The 15,905-nt window shown below is 69.9% G+C and carries 16 protein-coding genes and 1 tRNA gene; 2 read left to right on the top strand and 15 right to left on the bottom strand.

Features of this window, described 5'->3' with window-relative positions:
• Positions 1-267: 267 nt before the first annotated feature.
• The gene (locus BLTE_RS12380; RefSeq protein WP_160140600.1) at positions 268-1,377 is read left to right on the top strand and encodes a DUF2336 domain-containing protein; all 1,110 of its coding nucleotides are present in this window, start codon (positions 268-270) and stop codon (positions 1,375-1,377) included.
• 143 nt (positions 1,378-1,520) lie between these two features.
• On the opposite strand, the gene trmB is transcribed toward BLTE_RS12380, so the two are convergent.
• From trmB to trpS, 15 genes are all read right to left on the bottom strand, one after another.
• A complete protein-coding gene (gene trmB / locus BLTE_RS12375; RefSeq protein WP_425290275.1) occupies positions 1,521-2,264 on the bottom strand; it encodes a tRNA (guanine(46)-N(7))-methyltransferase TrmB in 744 nt (247 codons plus the stop codon).
• Between the two features lie 10 nt (positions 2,265-2,274).
• Complete coding sequence (metK, locus tag BLTE_RS12370) at positions 2,275-3,468, bottom strand: methionine adenosyltransferase (protein ID WP_126400999.1); 1,194 nt, start codon at positions 3,466-3,468, stop codon at positions 2,275-2,277.
• Between the two features lie 431 nt (positions 3,469-3,899).
• A complete protein-coding gene (locus BLTE_RS12365; RefSeq protein ID WP_126402190.1) occupies positions 3,900-4,316 on the bottom strand; it encodes a helix-turn-helix domain-containing protein in 417 nt (138 codons plus the stop codon).
• 228 nt (positions 4,317-4,544) lie between these two features.
• The gene (lnt, locus tag BLTE_RS12360; RefSeq protein WP_126400998.1) at positions 4,545-6,176 is read right to left on the bottom strand and encodes an apolipoprotein N-acyltransferase; all 1,632 of its coding nucleotides are present in this window, start codon (positions 6,174-6,176) and stop codon (positions 4,545-4,547) included.
• Complete coding sequence (locus BLTE_RS12355) at positions 6,173-7,273, bottom strand: hemolysin family protein (RefSeq protein ID WP_244599983.1); 1,101 nt, start codon at positions 7,271-7,273, stop codon at positions 6,173-6,175. Before BLTE_RS12355 ends, lnt begins: the two co-directional genes overlap by 4 nt.
• Positions 7,274-7,280: 7 nt before the next feature.
• Positions 7,281-7,814, bottom strand: a complete 534-nt coding sequence (ybeY, locus tag BLTE_RS12350) for an rRNA maturation RNase YbeY (RefSeq protein WP_244599982.1) — start codon at positions 7,812-7,814, stop codon at positions 7,281-7,283.
• Complete coding sequence (locus BLTE_RS12345; protein ID WP_244600230.1) at positions 7,811-8,809, bottom strand: PhoH family protein; 999 nt, start codon at positions 8,807-8,809, stop codon at positions 7,811-7,813. Before BLTE_RS12345 ends, ybeY begins: the two co-directional genes overlap by 4 nt.
• A 57-nt stretch (positions 8,810-8,866) precedes the next feature.
• Positions 8,867-10,195: a tRNA (N6-isopentenyl adenosine(37)-C2)-methylthiotransferase MiaB gene (gene miaB / locus BLTE_RS12340; RefSeq protein ID WP_244600229.1), complete on the bottom strand. Its 1,329-nt coding sequence runs from the start codon at positions 10,193-10,195 to the stop codon at positions 8,867-8,869.
• A gap of 296 nt (positions 10,196-10,491) precedes the next feature.
• The gene (gene olsA / locus BLTE_RS12335; RefSeq protein ID WP_126400994.1) at positions 10,492-11,313 is read right to left on the bottom strand and encodes a lyso-ornithine lipid O-acyltransferase; all 822 of its coding nucleotides are present in this window, start codon (positions 11,311-11,313) and stop codon (positions 10,492-10,494) included.
• Positions 11,313-11,762, bottom strand: coding sequence for a Fur family transcriptional regulator (locus BLTE_RS12330; protein WP_126400993.1), 450 nt, complete (start codon positions 11,760-11,762; stop codon positions 11,313-11,315). Before BLTE_RS12330 ends, olsA begins: the two co-directional genes overlap by 1 nt.
• Before the next feature lie 177 nt (positions 11,763-11,939).
• A complete protein-coding gene (locus tag BLTE_RS12325) occupies positions 11,940-12,428 on the bottom strand; it encodes a GNAT family N-acetyltransferase (protein ID WP_244599981.1) in 489 nt (162 codons plus the stop codon).
• Positions 12,428-13,108, bottom strand: coding sequence for a tRNA (adenosine(37)-N6)-threonylcarbamoyltransferase complex dimerization subunit type 1 TsaB (gene tsaB / locus BLTE_RS12320; RefSeq protein ID WP_126400992.1), 681 nt, complete (start codon positions 13,106-13,108; stop codon positions 12,428-12,430). Before tsaB ends, BLTE_RS12325 begins: the two co-directional genes overlap by 1 nt.
• Positions 13,109-13,231: 123 nt before the next feature.
• Complete coding sequence (locus BLTE_RS12315) at positions 13,232-13,789, bottom strand: NifU family protein (RefSeq protein ID WP_126400991.1); 558 nt, start codon at positions 13,787-13,789, stop codon at positions 13,232-13,234.
• Positions 13,790-13,968: 179 nt separating this feature from the next.
• The gene (locus BLTE_RS12310) at positions 13,969-14,466 is read right to left on the bottom strand and encodes a universal stress protein (RefSeq protein WP_126400990.1); all 498 of its coding nucleotides are present in this window, start codon (positions 14,464-14,466) and stop codon (positions 13,969-13,971) included.
• Positions 14,467-14,556: 90 nt separating this feature from the next.
• Positions 14,557-15,588 (bottom strand): tryptophan--tRNA ligase, encoded by a 1,032-nt coding sequence (trpS, locus tag BLTE_RS12305; protein ID WP_126400989.1) that lies wholly within the window; start codon positions 15,586-15,588, stop codon positions 14,557-14,559.
• Between the two features lie 188 nt (positions 15,589-15,776).
• On the opposite strand from trpS, the gene BLTE_RS12300 reads away from it, so the two are divergent.
• A tRNA-Gln gene (locus BLTE_RS12300) sits at positions 15,777-15,851 on the top strand.
• Positions 15,852-15,905 lie beyond the last annotated feature (54 nt).

Here is a 15,905-nt window from a genome sequence, read left to right as displayed (position 1 = left end):
TCTCTCATCGCGGGATCATGACCCGGTCGCCCGGAAATCGCAGCGGCGGGCGGCGTCGCGCCGCCAGATTGCAACGACTCCCATTATTCGCGCTGTCATAAACGGTTCTTTATCCGCCTGCCGCTAAGCTGGTCCCCAGGTGCGACCCGGTGCGACTGCATCGGATCGGGCTAGAAGCTCTTGAGTTGTCGCATTCTCCTTCGCAAAGCCGCTTCCCACCTTTGCGCAGAATGCTCTGGCTGAATTGCGGTACCGGACAGCATGACGATGGCGGCAATTGCCCGTGAGTCCCTCATCATCGACCTCGAGGACGCGATCATCCGCGGCTCCGCCGGCCGGCGCATCGAGGTGCTGCGACAGATCACCGATCTGTTCTTCGCCGGTGCGGAAGTCTATGACGACGAACAGATCGCGCTGTTCGACGACGTGATCGGCCGGCTGGCCAACGCCATCGAGACGGAGGCGCGCATCGAGCTTGCCTCCCGGCTGGCGCCGGCCGAGAACGCGCCGCCGCGCGTCATCCGCCAGCTTGCGCGCGACGACCTCATCGATGTCGCGGGCCCCGTCCTGTCCCAGTCGCCGCGGCTCACCGACGACGACCTGATCGACATTGCCCGCACCAAGAGCCAGCCGCACCTGCTCGCCATCTCGGAGCGCGAGACCATCTCGCCGCCGGTGACCGACGTGCTGGTGGCGCGCGGCAACCGCGAGGTCATGCACACGGTGGCGGCCAATTCCGGCGCGCGCTTCACCGACAAGGGCCTGTCCTGTCTGGTCGACCGCTCCGATGGCGACGAGTCGCTGCAGATGGCGATCGGCCGGCGCCGCGACCTGCCGCCCCAACTGTTCCGGGCGCTGATCGCCAAGGCCACCCAGGCGGTGCAGAAGCGCCTTCTCGCGATCGCCAATCCGCTCGATGCGCGCGAGGTGCAGCGCGTCCTGGCCTCGGTGGCCGATCGCATCGGCGAAGCGGTGGCGCCGGCCAAGCGCGACTTCACCGCCGCCAAGCGCAATGTCGAGACGCTGGTCTCGCGCAGCGCGCTGAACGAGATCGCGCTGCACAACTTCGCCCGCAATGGCCGGTTCGAGGAGACGCTGGTGGCGCTCGCCGAACTAACCGGCGTGCCCCTGGAGGTCGCCGAGCGGCTGCTGCTCGGCAGCCAGCCGGACCCGGTGCTGATCCTCGGCAAGGCGGCGGGGTTCACCTGGCAGACCGTGCGCGCCATCATCCTGGTGCGGCCGGGGGCGCAGGAGATGCCCCAGGCCGCCCTCGAAAAGGCGCTGTCGCATTTCGAGTGCCTGTCGGTGCAGACTGCGCAGCGGGTGGTGCGCTTCTGGCGGGTCCGCCGCAACACGCTCACCGCGACGGCGGGCTGATACTTCGGGCCTTCGACTTTGATCGAACCTCGTCATGGCCGGGCTTGTCCCGGCCATCCACGTCTTTGTTTTATATACGCTTTAAGTCGTGGATGCCCGCGACGAGCGCGGGCATGACGAGTCACGCCTTGCGGCCCTTGGGATCAACCGGAAACCGCCGGCGCCCGGCGCCGGAACACCAGATAGGCCGGCTGCCGCCCGGCAGCGATCGCTTTGGCCTCGTAGCGGGTGGAGGGCCAGCCGGCCCACGGCCGCCGCCAGTCGTCGGCCCGCTCGGCCGTCCATTCGAACTGCGGCGCGCGCCGCAGATGGACCAGCGTCCATTCGACATAGGAGTCGATGTCGGAGGCGAAGCGGAACAGCCCGCCGGGCCGGATCGCCCGCGCCATCAGCGCCACGGTGTCGTCCGAGACGAAGCGGCGCTTCCAGTGGCGCTTCTTCGGCCACGGATCGGGATAGAGCAGGTCGATGCCGGCGACCGACCCCTCCGGCAGCCAGGGCAGCAGCCCGAGCGCATCGGCATGGACGAGGCGGATGTTGGGGCGGGGCGCCGCGGCCAGCGCCGCCAGCATCTTGGCCATGCCGTTGACGAACGGCTCGACGCCGATGAAGCCGACATCGGGATTGGCGTCCGCCTCGTGCAGCAGGTGCTCGCCGCCGCCGAAGCCGATCTCGACCCGCACGGCACGGACCGGACAGGGAAACAGGGTGGCGAGATCGGCCGGCGCCGGCTGGTCGAGGTCGAGCGCGCGCGCCGGCAGCGCATTCGCCATCAGCTCGGCCTGGGTGGCGCGCAGCCGGTGGCCCTTGCGGCGGCCAAAAAACGCACCGCGGCGGGAGGGAGCCTCGCCGCCGCGGTCGTCGATCGGGTCGTTCAACGCCGTCACGTGCAGCCGGTCAGGCAACGGCGCGGCGCAGCGTGTCGGCGAGGTCGGTCCGCTCCCACGCGAAGCCGCCATCCTCCTCCGGCGCCCGGCCGAAATGGCCGTAGGACGAGGTGCGGGCGTAGATCGGCCGGTTGAGCTGCAGATGGGTGCGGATGCCGCGCGGCGACAGGTCCATCACGTCGCCCAGCACCTTCTCCACCACGCTCTCCGAGGCATTGCCGGTGCCGTGCAGGTCGACATAGAGCGACAGCGGCCGCGACACGCCGATGGCGTAGGAGAGCTGAATGGTGCAGCGCTCGGCGATGCCGGCGGCCACCACGTTCTTGGCGAGGTAGCGCGCGGCATAGGCAGCCGAGCGGTCGACCTTGGTCGGGTCCTTGCCGGAGAACGCACCGCCGCCGTGCGGCGCCGCGCCGCCATAGGTGTCGACGATGATCTTGCGGCCGGTGAGGCCGCAGTCGCCGTCCGGCCCGCCGATCACGAACTTGCCGGTCGGGTTGACGTGCCAGATCGTCGAATTCGAGATCCAGCCCTCGGGCAACGCCTTCAGCACGTACGGCTTGACGATCGCCTTGATGTCGCTCGACGACAGCGAGGCGTCGAGGTGCTGGGTGGAGACCACGATCTCGGTGGCCTCGACCGGCTTGCCGTTCTCGTAGCGGACGGTGACCTGGCTCTTGGCGTCGGGGCCGAGCACGCTGGCCTCGCCCGAGCGGCGCGCCTCGCTCATCAGCTTGAGGATGCGGTGGGCATAGTAGATCGGCGCCGGCATCAACTCGGGCGTCTCGCGGCAGGCATAGCCGAACATGATGCCCTGGTCGCCCGCGCCCTCATCCTTGTTGCCCTCGGCGTCGACGCCCTGGGCGATGTCGCTCGACTGCGAGTGCAGCAGCACCTCGATGTCCGCGGTCTCCCAGTGGAAGCCGGACTGCTCGTAGCCGATGTCCTTGATGGCCATCCGGGCGATGTGGGCGATCAGGTCGTGGGTGATGTCGGCCGGTCCGCGGGTCTCGCCGGCGATGACCACGCGATTGGTGGTGGCGAGCGTCTCGGCGGCCACCCGCAGATGGCTGGGATTCCAGCCATAGGTGGGGCCGAGGCGGAAGAAGGCGTCGACCACCTCGTCCGAGATGCGGTCGCAGACCTTGTCCGGATGACCCTCGGAGACGGATTCGCTGGTGAACAGATAGCTGTTGCGGGACACGGCAAGCACTCCGGCGCTGCGCGGGCCCAACCGGGCCGGCCGAGCTGAAACGATGTGCGCCACACCGGGGAACGTGCGCGCGCGTGTTTCTCGCAGCGTGCTCCGCCGCGGTCAAGAGTGGCCGGACGTTCCGTTCGGATTATCGAACGCCCGGCGAAGGGGCGTTTCGCAAATGCGAGAACAGGGTTGCGGGGAATGCGCGTCTCGCCCAACGTCCGGCGGATTGAACGGGGGCGGACCGCTTGCCGCTGGCAGGCGCGGGCTCGATCGAGGCCGTGTCGGGAGAGCCGGAGGGGGGAGGGGCCGGGATCCGGGGCCATGAGGCGGCCCTCCGGATCCTTCGTCATGCAGCCGGGCCGTTCGCGCGGAACCGGAACCCGGCCGGGGGCGCGACCTTCGCAGCGCCGCGCCCGGACAACGTAGAGCCGCCGTCAGTTCGGCGTCGCGGCCGGCATCTCGGCCAGCGTCTCGACCAGTTCGACGATGCGCCGGCGCACGCGGGCGTCGCGGATGCGGGTGAAGGCGCGGGTCAGCGACAGGCCCTCGGCCGTAGATAGAAATTCCGAAACGTAAGGCGGCGAGGCGGCATCGTTGAAGCTGACGTCGGTGCCGTCCAGATCAGGCGCGCCTTCGAAGAAGAAGGAGACCGGCACGCCCAGCGTCTTGGCGATCTGCTGGAGGCGGCTGGCGCCGACCCGGTTCGTACCCTTCTCGTATTTCTGGACCTGCTGGAATGTGATGCCCAGGGAATCCCCCAGACGTTCCTGGCTCATCCCAATCATCATACGGCGCATCCGCACCCGGGCGCCAACGTGCTTATCAACGGGATTCGGTGACTTTGCAGACATGATTCGTGTTCTTCTCCTTGGACCGCCGGAACCAACCACGTGCGGTCGAGTCTGATCACGGTCATTGTGTCACAATCGAAAATAGATCAACCCCAAGAAGTGAGAATGCGATCACAAACAAGGCACTCGCAGGCGCAATCCGAGGCAGGCGAAACGCAGCGGGAACGGCCCGGCGCGGCAGAAGTCGCATAGTGTGAACAACTTGTCGCAAGGTCAACATCGTCTGCGCTACAGCTTCGCTGTACTGGCGGGCTCGCGCACGCGGCGGGAGAGAATTACAATCCCCAGGGCTGCAAACCACAGGGTGAAGGGGACCGCATCGGCCAGCCGTGCGTAAAGGGGTGGGGGAAGCGGACGGGGCAGGTCGGCATCGACGATGCCCTCGCGACCGAGACCGAGTTGCACCTGCATACGGCCGAGCGGGTCGATCACCCCTGAGATTCCGGTATTGGCAGCCCGCACCACGGGCATACCTTCCTCGATGGCGCGCAACCGCGCCTGGGCCAGATGCTGGTGCGGTCCGCTGGTATCTCCAAACCACCCGTCATTGGTCAGGTTCAACATCCAGCCCGGCCGCGGGAAATCTTGCGGCAGGTCTGCGGCCGCCGCCCCCGGAAAGACGATCTCGAAGCAGATCAGCGGCAAGGTCGGCGGCGCCCCCGGCACCTCCAGCGCGCGGCGGCGCGTGCCGGCCGAGAACCCGCCCTGCACCCGGGTCAGCTGCTCCAGGCCAAGTGATTCGAGGGTCGCCTGGAACGGCAGGTACTCGCCGAACGGCACGAGGTGCACCTTGTCGGCGGTGGTGACGATGGCGCCGTCCGAGTCGACGATCTGCACCGAATTGTAGACGTCGTAGCGGTGCGGCCCCTTGTCCGGCCGCTCCTCGGCGCGCGCCGCGCCGGTGATCAGCACGGTGCCGGGGCGCAGGTGGTCGGCGATCTTGGCCAGCACCGCCGGCTCGCGGCTGAGGAAGAACGGGAAGGCCGATTCCGGCCAGATCAGGTGGGTGACCGGCGCGCCCGTGGGCGGGTTCGCGGCGAGGTCGCTGAGCTTGAGATAGTGCGCCACCACCTCATCCTTGGCGGCGTAGCGGAATTTCAGGTCCTGCGGCAGGTTGGGCTGCATCAGCCGCAGCCGCACTCCCTCGACGGTGCCGACCGGGGTGCTGGCCAGCCGCACCGCGCCGAAGGCGAACATCGCCGCCAGCACCAGGGCGCCGAGGCCGACCCAGCGCCAGGGGTGGCGGGTGTCGCGCGGCGCATCGGCCAGCACCGCCGGCAGCGCGCCCAGCGCCACCGCCAGGAAGGTCAGGCTCCACAGCCCGCCGAGCGAGGCGGTCTGGGCGAGCCGGAGGTCGGAAGCCAGCGCGTAACCGAAGCTGTTCCACGGCAGGCCGGTCAGCACATGGCCGCGCAGCCATTCGGCGGCGGTGAGGCCGACCGCCAGCGCCAGCACGCGGGCCGGTCCCGGCACCCACAGCGCCCGGGCGAGCGCGGTGCCGGCTGCCGTGAACAGCGCGAGCCCGGCCGGCAGTCCCGCCACCGCCACCGGCATCAGCCAGGCGAACTTGTCGGCATCGACCAGGAAGGCGACCCCGATCCACCACAGCCCGGCCAGGAAATAGCCGAAGCCGAACCACCAGCCGATCACGGCAGCGGTCAAGAGGCCGCGCCGGCCGCCGGTGCCGGCTCCGTCGATCAGCCACACCAGCACCGGAAAGGTGAGGAAGATCACCGGCCACGCCAGCGCCCCGGTCGGCGCCATCGCCAGCGCCGAGGCGGCGCCGGCCGCGAGCGCCGACAGCACCCGCGAGCGGCCCCAGGCCAGCGTGAAGCGATGGGCGAGCGGGGCGGCGATCACGCGTGCAGCACCCTGTCGGGGTCGGCCGGGCCGGCGCCGGGGGCGTCCGGCTGGGGCGGATCGGCCGGCGGGCCCTGCCGGCGCTGCGCCGGCTCGCCGTCGCCGACCGGCACGATCTTGAGCCGCTTGACGCGGCGCGGATCGGCGTCCAGCACCTCGAACTCGTAGCCGGCCGGCCCGGGCAGGATCTCGCCGCGCACCGGCACGCGCCCGGCCAGCGTCACCAGCAGGCCGCCCAGCGTCTCGACCTCCTCGGCGCCCTCCATCTCGGCGAACGCCTCGCCGAAGGTCTCGCCCACCTCGTCGAGGCCGACGCGGGCATCGGCGATCCAGCTGCCGTCGGGCTCGCGCACGATGCTCGGCCCGGTTTCGTCGTCGTGCTCGTCTTCGATGTCGCCGACCACCTGCTCGACCATGTCCTCGATCGAAACCAGACCGTCGCTGCCGCCATATTCGTCGATCACCAGCGCGAGATGGACGCGCGTCGCCTGCATCTTCACCAGAAGGTCGATCGCCGGCATCGACGGCGGCACGAACAGCAGGTGGCGCAGCAGCCCGGTCTCGGCCAGCGGCTCGGAGAGGTCGAGCGCCGAGATGTCGTAGCCGGCGCGCCGAAGCCCGTGCATGGATGCCTCGCCCCCCTCGTCGCCGGCCGCCTCGGTGTCCTGCGGGCAGGCGCGGTTGGTGAGATAGGCGACGAGGTCGCGGATGTGGACCATCCCCACCGGGTCGTCGAGCGACTCGCCATAGACCACCAGCCGCGAATGGACGGCATTGGCGAAAACCTGCAGCAGTTCGCCGAGCGGAATGTCCTTGGGCACCGCGACGATATCGGCGCGCGGCACCATCACGTCGCCGACCCGGAGCGTGCGCAGCCCGAGGATGTTGCGGAGCATCCGCCGCTCTTCGGGAGTGAAGTCGGTGGAGGAGGGGGCCCCCTCTTCGAGCACCTCCTCCAGGTCGTCGCGCAGCGAGGAGGCGGGCGCCTTGAGTCCGAGCAGGGTGCGCAGGCGCTCGAACAGGCTTTCCCCCGCGGCCGTCTCGGGCGGCGGCGTCAGCGAGGGCTGGGGACTTCGGGTCTCGGTGGTGTCTGGCATGGCTTGGTCAGTCGATATCGCGGCCGGCATAGGGATCGGCGATACCGAGGGTTGCGAGAATATCACGCTCGATCGTCTCCATCTGCTCCGCCTCGCCGGCCTCGATATGGTCGTGGCCGAACAGGTGCAGCATGCCGTGGACGACGAGGTGGGCGAGATGGTCGGCGATCGTCTTGCCTTCGGCGGCGGCCTCCGCCGCCGTGGTCTCGAACGCCACCGCAATGTCGCCGAGCAGCACCGGCGCTCCGGGGATGGCGACCGGCGGCGCCGGGAACGACAGCACGTTGGTCGGCTGGTCCTTGCCGCGCCATGCGCGGTTGAGGTCGCGGATCGCGGCATCGTCGACCAGCGCGATGCTGACCTCGGCCAGCGCCGGCCGGTCGGGCATGGCGGCGAACGCCGCCTCGGCCGCGGCGCACACCCCGGCCTCGACGCCGGGCACCGCCGCCCACAGCGGGCTTTCGAGCGAGAGTTCGGTCTCGAGCCGGGCCTCATCCAGCCGGGCCGGGCCGGGCCGGGTCCGTCGGGCCGGCGCGTTCACCGTCCGCCTCCCTTGCGCGTCCGCTTGGCGTCGCGGGCGTCATAGGCGGCGACGATGCGCGCCACCAGCTCGTGGCGCACCACGTCGGCGGCGCTGAACGCCACCTGCGAGATGCCATCGACGTCGCCCAGCAGATCGACCGCCTCGACGAGGCCGGAGGACTGGCCGTCCGGCAGATCGATCTGCGAGGGATCGCCGGTGACGATCATCTTCGAGTTCTCGCCGAGCCGGGTGAGAAACATCTTCATCTGCATCGGCGTGCAGTTCTGCGCCTCGTCCAGGATCGCCACGGCATTGGCCAAAGTGCGGCCGCGCATGAAGGCGAGCGGCGCGATCTCGATCTCGCCCGACTGCAGCGCGCGCTCGACCATGCCGCGCTCCATCAGGTCGTAGAGCGCGTCATAGACCGGGCGTAGGTATGGATCAACTTTCTCGCGCAAATCGCCGGGCAGAAAGCCGAGCCGCTCGCCGGCCTCGACCGCCGGGCGCGACAGAATGATGCGATCGACCTCGCGCCGCTCGAACAGGTGCACCGCGTGCGCCACGGCGAGCCACGTCTTGCCGGTGCCGGCCGGACCGGTGGCGAACACCAGGGTCGAGCGCTTGAGCGCGCGAATATAGGCGTCCTGCACCGGCGTGCGGGCGCGCACCACGCGCTTGCGCAGCCGGATCTCGGCCGAGGCCAGCCGGCCCGCCGCCTCGTCTTCGAACAGCGACCCCTGGGCGGTGACGAGGCGTATCGCGCCCTCGACGTCGCCCTGGGTGAGATCATGGCCGGTGCGCAAGAGCTCGTAGAGGGAATCGAGCACCCTTCGGGTCTGCTCGCAGGATTCCTGCGGCCCGGCGATGGCGACATGGTTGCCGTGGCTGTCGGCGGTGACGCCGAGCCGCCGTTCGATCAGCGCCAGATTGCGCCCGTATTCGCCGAACAGCGCGTTCGCCAGCCGGTTGTCGTCGAACTCCAGCACGAGATGGGCGCCCTCCAGCGAGCCGATGCCGGCTCCGGCCTGTCCGCGGCGGCTCGTCCGCTCTGCACCCACCCTCGAACCCCTTTAGACCGCGATCGGACGTGCGGCCGCGTCCTCAAGCTCGCCGAACAGCGTGTGGCTGCCGACCGCGACCAGCCGCACCGGCACGATGCGGCCGAGCATCTCGGGTCCGGCCTGCACATGCACCGCCTGCAGGTGCGGCGACTTGCCGACGATCTGGCCGGGCAGTCGGCCCGGCTTCTCGAACAGCACCTCAACCGTGCGGCCGACGCTCGCCGCGTTGAAGGCGCGCTGCTGCGCTTCCAGCAGCGCCTGCAGCGCGGTGAGGCGCTCGGACTTCACCGCGTCCGGCACCTGGGCTTCCATCGCCGCGGCCGGCGTGCCGGGCCGGGGCGAATACTTGAACGAATAGGCGCTGGCGAAGCCGACGCGGCGCACGAGGTCCATGGTGTCGGCGAATTCCGCGTCGGTTTCGCCGGGAAAGCCGACGATGAAGTCCGACGAGATGGCGATGTCCGGCCGCGCCGCCCGCACCCGGTCGATGCGCTCGAAATAGAGGTCGCGGCCGTGGCGGCGGTTCATCGCCGCGAGGATGCGGTCCGAGCCCGACTGCACCGGCAGGTGCAGATAGGGCATGAGCTGCGGCAGGTCGCGGTGGGCGGCGATCAGCTCGTCGCTCATCGCCCGCGGATGGCTGGTCGCATAGCGCAGCCGGGCGATGCCCGGAACCTCGGCGAGGCGCGCGAGCAGGCGCGGCAGCTTCCACGGCGCCCCGTCCGGCCCTTCGCCGCGATAGGCGTTGACGTTCTGGCCGAGCACGGTGATCTCGCGCACCCCGGCATTGGCGAGCCGCGTCACGTCGGCAAGGACCGCCGCGACCGGGCGGGAGACCTCGCCGCCGCGGGTGCCCGGCACCACGCAGAAGGTGCAGAAGCGCGAGCAGCCCTCCTGGATGGTGACGAAGGCCGCGGTCCCCCGGCCGGCGATCGCCGCCGGCGAGGGCGGGGCGAGGCGGTCGAACTTGTCCTCGGGCGTGAGCGCGGTCTCGACGAGGCCGGGGCGGTCGGCGGCGCGCGCCACCAGCTCCGGCAGGCGGTGATAGCTCTGCGGGCCGACCACGAGATCGACCACCGGAGCGCGGCGCACCATGTCGGCGCCCTCGGCCTGGGCGACGCAGCCGGCGACGGCGACCATCAGCTTCCGGCCCTCGGCGGCGGCGGCCTCCTTCAGCACCCGCAGCCGGCCGAGCTCCGAATAGACCTTCTCGGCCGCCTTCTCGCGGATGTGGCAGGTGTTGAGCACCACGAGGTCGGCATCCTCGGCCACCTCGACGCTGATGAACCCTTCCGGCGCCAGGGTGTCGATCATGCGCTCGGCGTCATAGACGTTCATCTGGCAGCCGAACGACTTGACGTAGAGCTTCCGGGGCGACGCGGCGCCGCGCGGCGCGGCGGCCGGGCCGGGGCACGGGCGGGGGGCGTCGGTCCGAGGGGCGTCAGTCCGTTGGTCGTCAGTCATCGTCTGCGCGAATCGATCTTTCCGAGTGTCGCGGCCGGATGCGACGGGACTGTGAAACCGGGACGCGGCCATAGCAGATCCTGGCCGGTAACGCCGCACCTGCCGCCGGCGACATCCCGCCGCCCGCGCGGGGCGCCAGGGAACGGACCTCTTTGCGTAACGCCGGTCTCTTAGCGGGTTTCCGGCAAAAAGGGAACGGCGGCGGTATGCGGCAGGTCCCGTCCCAGCAGCGCAGCCGCGGTCATCGCCCGCACCGCCGATTCCAGCGAGCGGGTGGTCTCCTTGCGGCCGGAATTGCCGTCGAACGGCACCGGCGGGCCGAAGCTCACCACCACGTCGATGGTGCTGCGCTTCAGCAGGTTCATCAGGTGCGGCGGCATGTCCATGTCGCCGTACCAGGCGACGTGGGGGCGCAGGAAGCGCCCCATCGGCAGGCCGTCGAGCTTGGTATAGGCGATCGACACCGGCTGCATCGTCACCTTGCCGTCGTCGGCGCTGCCCAGCGCGTCATGGGCTGCGCCGACCAGCGCCGAGCGGAACGGCAGCACGCGGTTGCCGTCCGACGAGGTGCCCTCGCCGAACAGCACCACCGGCTCGCCCTCGGCCATGCGGGCGGCGATCTCGGCATTGACGTCGCCGGTCTTCAGCCGGCGCGTGCGGTCGACGAACACCGAGCGCTGCAGCTTGGCGAGCAGGCCGAACACCGGCCAGCCGGCGATCTCCTGCTTGGCGACGAACACCAGCGGGAACAGCGAGCCCAGCACCGGAATGTCGAGCCAGGAGACGTGGTTGGAGACCACCAGCAGCGGCCGGCCGCTGGCGGGCTCGCCGCTCACCCACACCCGGATGCCGAGAAGCTTGAGCACCGCCCGGTGATAGGCCAGCGGCACGATGCGCCGGATCGGCAGCTTCAGCCCCACCGCCGCCCACTGCACCGGCAGCAGCACCAGCGTGACCAGCACGAGGGCCGGAATGACAAGGATGACGGGCATCAAGAGCCGGTGCGCGACGGGTCACTCGTATTGTCGTCGAGCGGCAGGCAGTAGAGCTCCAGCCGGTGGTCGACAAGGCGATAGCCCAGCTTGCGGGCGATCTCGCGCTGAATCAACTCGATTTCGTCGGACTGGAACTCGATCACGTCGCCGGTGCGCAGATTGATCAGGTGGTCGTGGTGGGTCTCGGTGCGCTGCTCGTAGCGCGAGCGGCCGTCGCGGAAATCGTGGCGCTCGATGATTCCGGCATCCTCGAACAGCTTGACCGTGCGGTAGACGGTCGAGATCGAGATGTGCTCGTCCACCTTGGAGGCGCGCCGGTACAGCTCCTCGACGTCCGGATGGTCCTCGGCCTCGGCCAACACCCGGGCGATGACCCGGCGCTGCTCGGTCATCCGCATTCCCTTGGCGGCACACAGCGCCTCGATCAGGCTCGTCTTGGAGATCATCACGAAATCTGTCCCCTTCGCCGCAATCCACCGGCTGCGCTGTGCCGGCTCGCCGACTGTCTCAGAGTTCCGACCTGCGGTTCAGCAACGCAGGGAGCAGTCACTTTGTCGGGCCGGAACGCCGCGCGCAACCCCGTGTGGAGCGGCCTGCACGGCGAACCGCAAGACGACGCAGCGTCATCCCAGGGTCCGCCGCAGCACAAGCGCGGTCGCAGGCTCGCCCGGGCGGGCGTAATACGCCTTGCGGCGGCCGACTTCAACGAAGCCGGCACCATCATAGAGCCGGCAGGCCACGGCATTGTCTTCGGCGACCTCCAGGAAAACCTCGCGCACGCCGCTCGCCGCCAGCGCGGCAAGGTGGTGGTCCAGCAGCGCCCGGCCGACGCCGAAGCCGCGCTCGGCGGGGCGCACGACCACGGTGAGGACCTCCGCCTCGGTCTCCGCCCGCCGCGACAGGAAGGCGCCGATGATGTCGCCGGGCCCGTCCGGCCCCAGCGCGACATGGGCGACGCTGGCGGGGTCGGTGAGGAGCCGCTCGAACTCGTCCTCGCTCCAGCCGCGATCGAAGCCGGTGGCGTGCAGCTCGGCCAGCGAGGCGGAATCGGCGGCCCGAGCCGGGCGCATCGGCGGCGGGGGAACGGGCGGAAAGACCGGGAAGACGGGCATCAGCAGCGGGCGATTCGGGCGCCGTCCTGTGGCCTTGCATCGGGCGGGCGCAGATAGATCGGATGCGGCAGGGCGTCGGGCGAGGCGGCGGCCCCGAGCCGGGCCACCCAGGCGATATCGGGCGCCCCGCGCGGATCGACCAGGAGCGGCGGCCGTTCGACCGCCGGCCAGGCCGCGGCGAGCAGCGGCGCGCCGGAGCCGACCAGCCGCACCTTGCCGATCGCCGCCACCCGCACGGCGTCCCGGAGGCTCGACACCCGCGGCGAGATCATCGCCCGCCCGCCGGGGCCGGCGATCTGCATGAAGACATTGCCGTGCTTAGCATCGATGGCCGCCACCACCGGCACCCGGTCGTCCTGGGCCATCACCGGCGCCGACAGCGCCGCCAGCGTGGTAACGCCGACCGCCGGCCGGCCGAGCGCCAGCGCGAAGCCGCGCGCCGCGGCGATGCCGACCCGGAGGCCGGTGAAGCTGCCCGGGCCGACGGTGGTGACGATGCGGTCGATGTCGTCGAAGCCGAGGCCGGCCACCCACATCACCCGCTCGACCAGCGGGATCAGCGCCTCGGCATGGCCGCGGTGCATCGGCAGGCTCTGGACCGCACGAATCTCGTCCGCCGCTGCATCGAACAGGCAGACCGAGCAGGCAGTGAGAGCCGTATCGAGGGCGAGGACGCGCAACCTGAACCTCCGCGGCCCTTCATGCGGTGAATCGCCCCGGAAGAAAAGCCGGCACGCGCGCGGAAATGACACCCCGGCTCCGCCGGAGCCGGGGACCCCGCAGGGGAGGGGGGCGGCGGCCGGTCAGACCGGGCGGACTTCCATGACGTCCGGCACGTAATGGCGCAGCAGGTTCTCGATGCCGTGGCGCAGCGTGGCGGTCGACGACGGGCAGCCCGAGCAGGCGCCGCGCATCGACAGGTAGACGACGCCTTCCTTGAAGCCGCGGAAGGTGATGTCGCCGCCGTCATTGGCCACCGCCGGCCGCACGCGGGTCTCGATCAGCTCCTTGATGATCTCGACCGTCTCGCTGTCGGCCTCATCGAAGAACTCGTCGTCGGCCGCGTCGGCCCCGGCCTCGTCCCGCAGCAGCGGGCTGCCGGACATGTAGTGCTCCATGATCGCGCCGAGGATCGCCGGCTTCAGGTGCTGCCAGTCGCCCCCCGCCTTGGTGACCGAGATGAAGTCGCCGCCGAAGAACACGCCGACGACGCCGGGAATGGCGAACAGCCGCTCGGCCAGCGGCGATTGCGCCGCGGCCTCGGCATCGCGCAGGTCGAGCGTGCCGTCCTCCAGCACGGCCCGGCCGGGCAGGAACTTGAGGGTCGCCGGATTGGGGGTGGCTTCGGTCTGGATGAACATGGGGGTACTCCGGAAAGCCCGGTCAAGGCGGGCGGGTCACCGATGTCTGCTCTAAGTTCTTGAGTTCTCGCATTCTCTTCCGCAAAACCGGTATCCGCTCTTGCGGGGAATGCTCTAGCAGGTGGGCAGGAGAAGAAAAATGACAAGCGCCGTCAAGCCGGCCCCTGACACCCAAGCCATCACGCCAGGGCGTCGATCTCGTCGTCGCTGAGGTGCCCGGGCACGATGGCCAGCGGAATGGGGAAGGTACCCGATGCCTTGCCGGCCAGGGTCGAGACCAGCGGCCCCGGCCCCTCCGAGCCGGTGCCGGCCGCCAGCACCAGCACGGCGATGTCCTCGTCCTCGTCGATCAGCGACATGATCTCGGAGGCCTTCTCGCCCTCGCGCACCACGCATTCCGGCTCGATGCCGGCGAGCGCGCGCACCTCGCGAGCGAAGCGCTCCAGCGTGGCGGCGGCGGCCTCGTGTGCCTCCGCCCGCATCAGGTCGGCCACCCCCAGCCATTGCTGGTCCATGTCGGCGGTCTGGATCACCCGCAGCATCAGCAGCCGCCCGCCGATGCGGGCGATGCGGCGCGCGGCGAAGCGCACCGCGCGGTCGCACTCGGGCGTGTCGTCGACAATGACCAGGAATTTCGGCTTGTGGCCGGATTCATAGGCGCGCCGCTTGCGGCTCATCGGCACCCCCCTGCCGCGATCCCGCCGGATGCTGGCACGGCCGGGCGGGGGGCGACAACCCTTCCGGCCCGGCCGATGCTGCAACCCACCTCAGCGCAGCAGGCCGACGATGTCCTTGACGTGGTTCATCGTCTCGGTGGCGAGCACCCGCGCCCGCTCGGCGCCGTCCTTCAGCACGCTGTCGACATGGCCGGGGTCGGCCAGCAGGCGGCGCATGTCGGCATTGAGCGGCGCGAGCTTGGTCACGGCCAGATCGGCCAGCGCGTTCTTGAAGGTGGAGAACTGGCCGCCGCCGAACTCGGCCAGCACCGCCTCGACCGACCTTTCGGACAGCGCGGCATAGATGCCGACCAGGTTCTCGGCTTCCGGCCGTCCTTCCAGCCCCTTGGGCTCGGAGGGCAGGGGCTCGGGGTCGGTCTTGGCCTTGCGCACCTTCTGGGCGATGGCGTCGGCATCGTCGGTCAGGTTGATGCGGGCATAGTCGGAGGCGTCCGACTTCGACATCTTCTTGGAGCCGTCGCGCAGGCTCATCACCCGCGTCGCCGGGCCCTGGATCACCGGCTCGGTCATCGGGAAGAAGCCCTCGGCGAAGCCCGCCGCCTCGATCTGCGGCCGGAAGTCGTTGTTGAACTTCTGGGCGACGTCGCGGGTCAGCTCCAGGTGCTGCTTCTGGTCCTCGCCCACCGGCACGTGGGTGGCGCGGTAGAGCAGGATGTCGGCGGCCATCAGGCAAGGGTAAGCGTAGAGGCCGACCGACGCGTTCTCGCGGTCCTTGCCGGCCTTTTCCTTGAACTGGGTCATGCGGTTGAGCCAGCCCAGGCGCGCCACGCAGTTGAACACCCAGGCAAGCTCGGCGTGCTCGGGCACCTTCGACTGGTTGAACACGATGCTCTTCTTGGGGTCGAGCCCGGCGGCGAGATAGGCCGCGGTGACCTCGCGGATAGCGCTCTTCAGCGCGGCGGGATCCTGCCACATGGTGATGGCGTGCATGTCGACGACGCAATAGACGCAGTCGTGGGTGTCCTGCATCTTCACCCAATTGACCAGCGCGCCGAGATAGTTGCCGAGATGCAGGTTGCCGGTCGGCTGCATGCCCGAGAACACGCGCTGTGCGAACGCCATGATCAGAACTCCCCCAGATAAGGCGGGCGCGTCATGGCACCGTGGCGCGCGCGACGCAAGCGGCGAGATGGGTTTGGCCGCTCTGCGCCGTGCTGTGGCGTTGCGTCCTGCCGGAGCCGCCGCTATGTGTCGGCAGCTTCGGGCAGCGCCGCTGGCGCCGCACCGGCGGCCGGGCTTCCGGCCAATCTTGGGGCGTAGCCAAGTGGTAAGGCAGCGGATTTTGATTCCGCCATTCCCTGGTTCGAATCCAGGCGCCCCAGCCAACCTCTGAAAGGTCCTTGATTTCTCTCGCGAATCCCCTGGCCGATACGGCCTTC

This window comes from Blastochloris tepida, assembly GCF_003966715.1.
Taxonomy (GTDB): Bacteria; Pseudomonadota; Alphaproteobacteria; order Rhizobiales; family Xanthobacteraceae; genus Blastochloris; species Blastochloris tepida.
Note: the sequence above shows the minus strand (reverse complement) of the source record. Positions and strands in the feature narration are given on the sequence as shown.

Excerpts from the sequence above, each read along its gene's own strand:
- BLTE_RS12380 (WP_160140600.1), top strand. The coding sequence starts at position 268 with ATGGCGGCAATTGCCCGTGAGTCCCTCATCATCGACCTCGAGGACGCG.
- BLTE_RS12365 (WP_126402190.1), bottom strand. The coding sequence starts at position 4,316 with ATGTCTGCAAAGTCACCGAATCCCGTTGATAAGCACGTTGGCGCCCGG.
- BLTE_RS12355 (WP_244599983.1), bottom strand. The coding sequence starts at position 7,273 with ATGCCAGACACCACCGAGACCCGAAGTCCCCAGCCCTCGCTGACGCCG.
- miaB (WP_244600229.1), bottom strand. The coding sequence starts at position 10,195 with ATGAACGTCTATGACGCCGAGCGCATGATCGACACCCTGGCGCCGGAA.
- olsA (WP_126400994.1), bottom strand. The coding sequence starts at position 11,313 with ATGCCCGTCATCCTTGTCATTCCGGCCCTCGTGCTGGTCACGCTGGTG.
- BLTE_RS12330 (WP_126400993.1), bottom strand. The coding sequence starts at position 11,762 with ATGATCTCCAAGACGAGCCTGATCGAGGCGCTGTGTGCCGCCAAGGGA.
- BLTE_RS12325 (WP_244599981.1), bottom strand. The coding sequence starts at position 12,428 with ATGCCCGTCTTCCCGGTCTTTCCGCCCGTTCCCCCGCCGCCGATGCGC.
- BLTE_RS12315 (WP_126400991.1), bottom strand. The coding sequence starts at position 13,789 with ATGTTCATCCAGACCGAAGCCACCCCCAATCCGGCGACCCTCAAGTTC.
- BLTE_RS12310 (WP_126400990.1), bottom strand. The coding sequence starts at position 14,466 with ATGAGCCGCAAGCGGCGCGCCTATGAATCCGGCCACAAGCCGAAATTC.
- trpS (WP_126400989.1), bottom strand. The coding sequence starts at position 15,588 with ATGGCGTTCGCACAGCGCGTGTTCTCGGGCATGCAGCCGACCGGCAAC.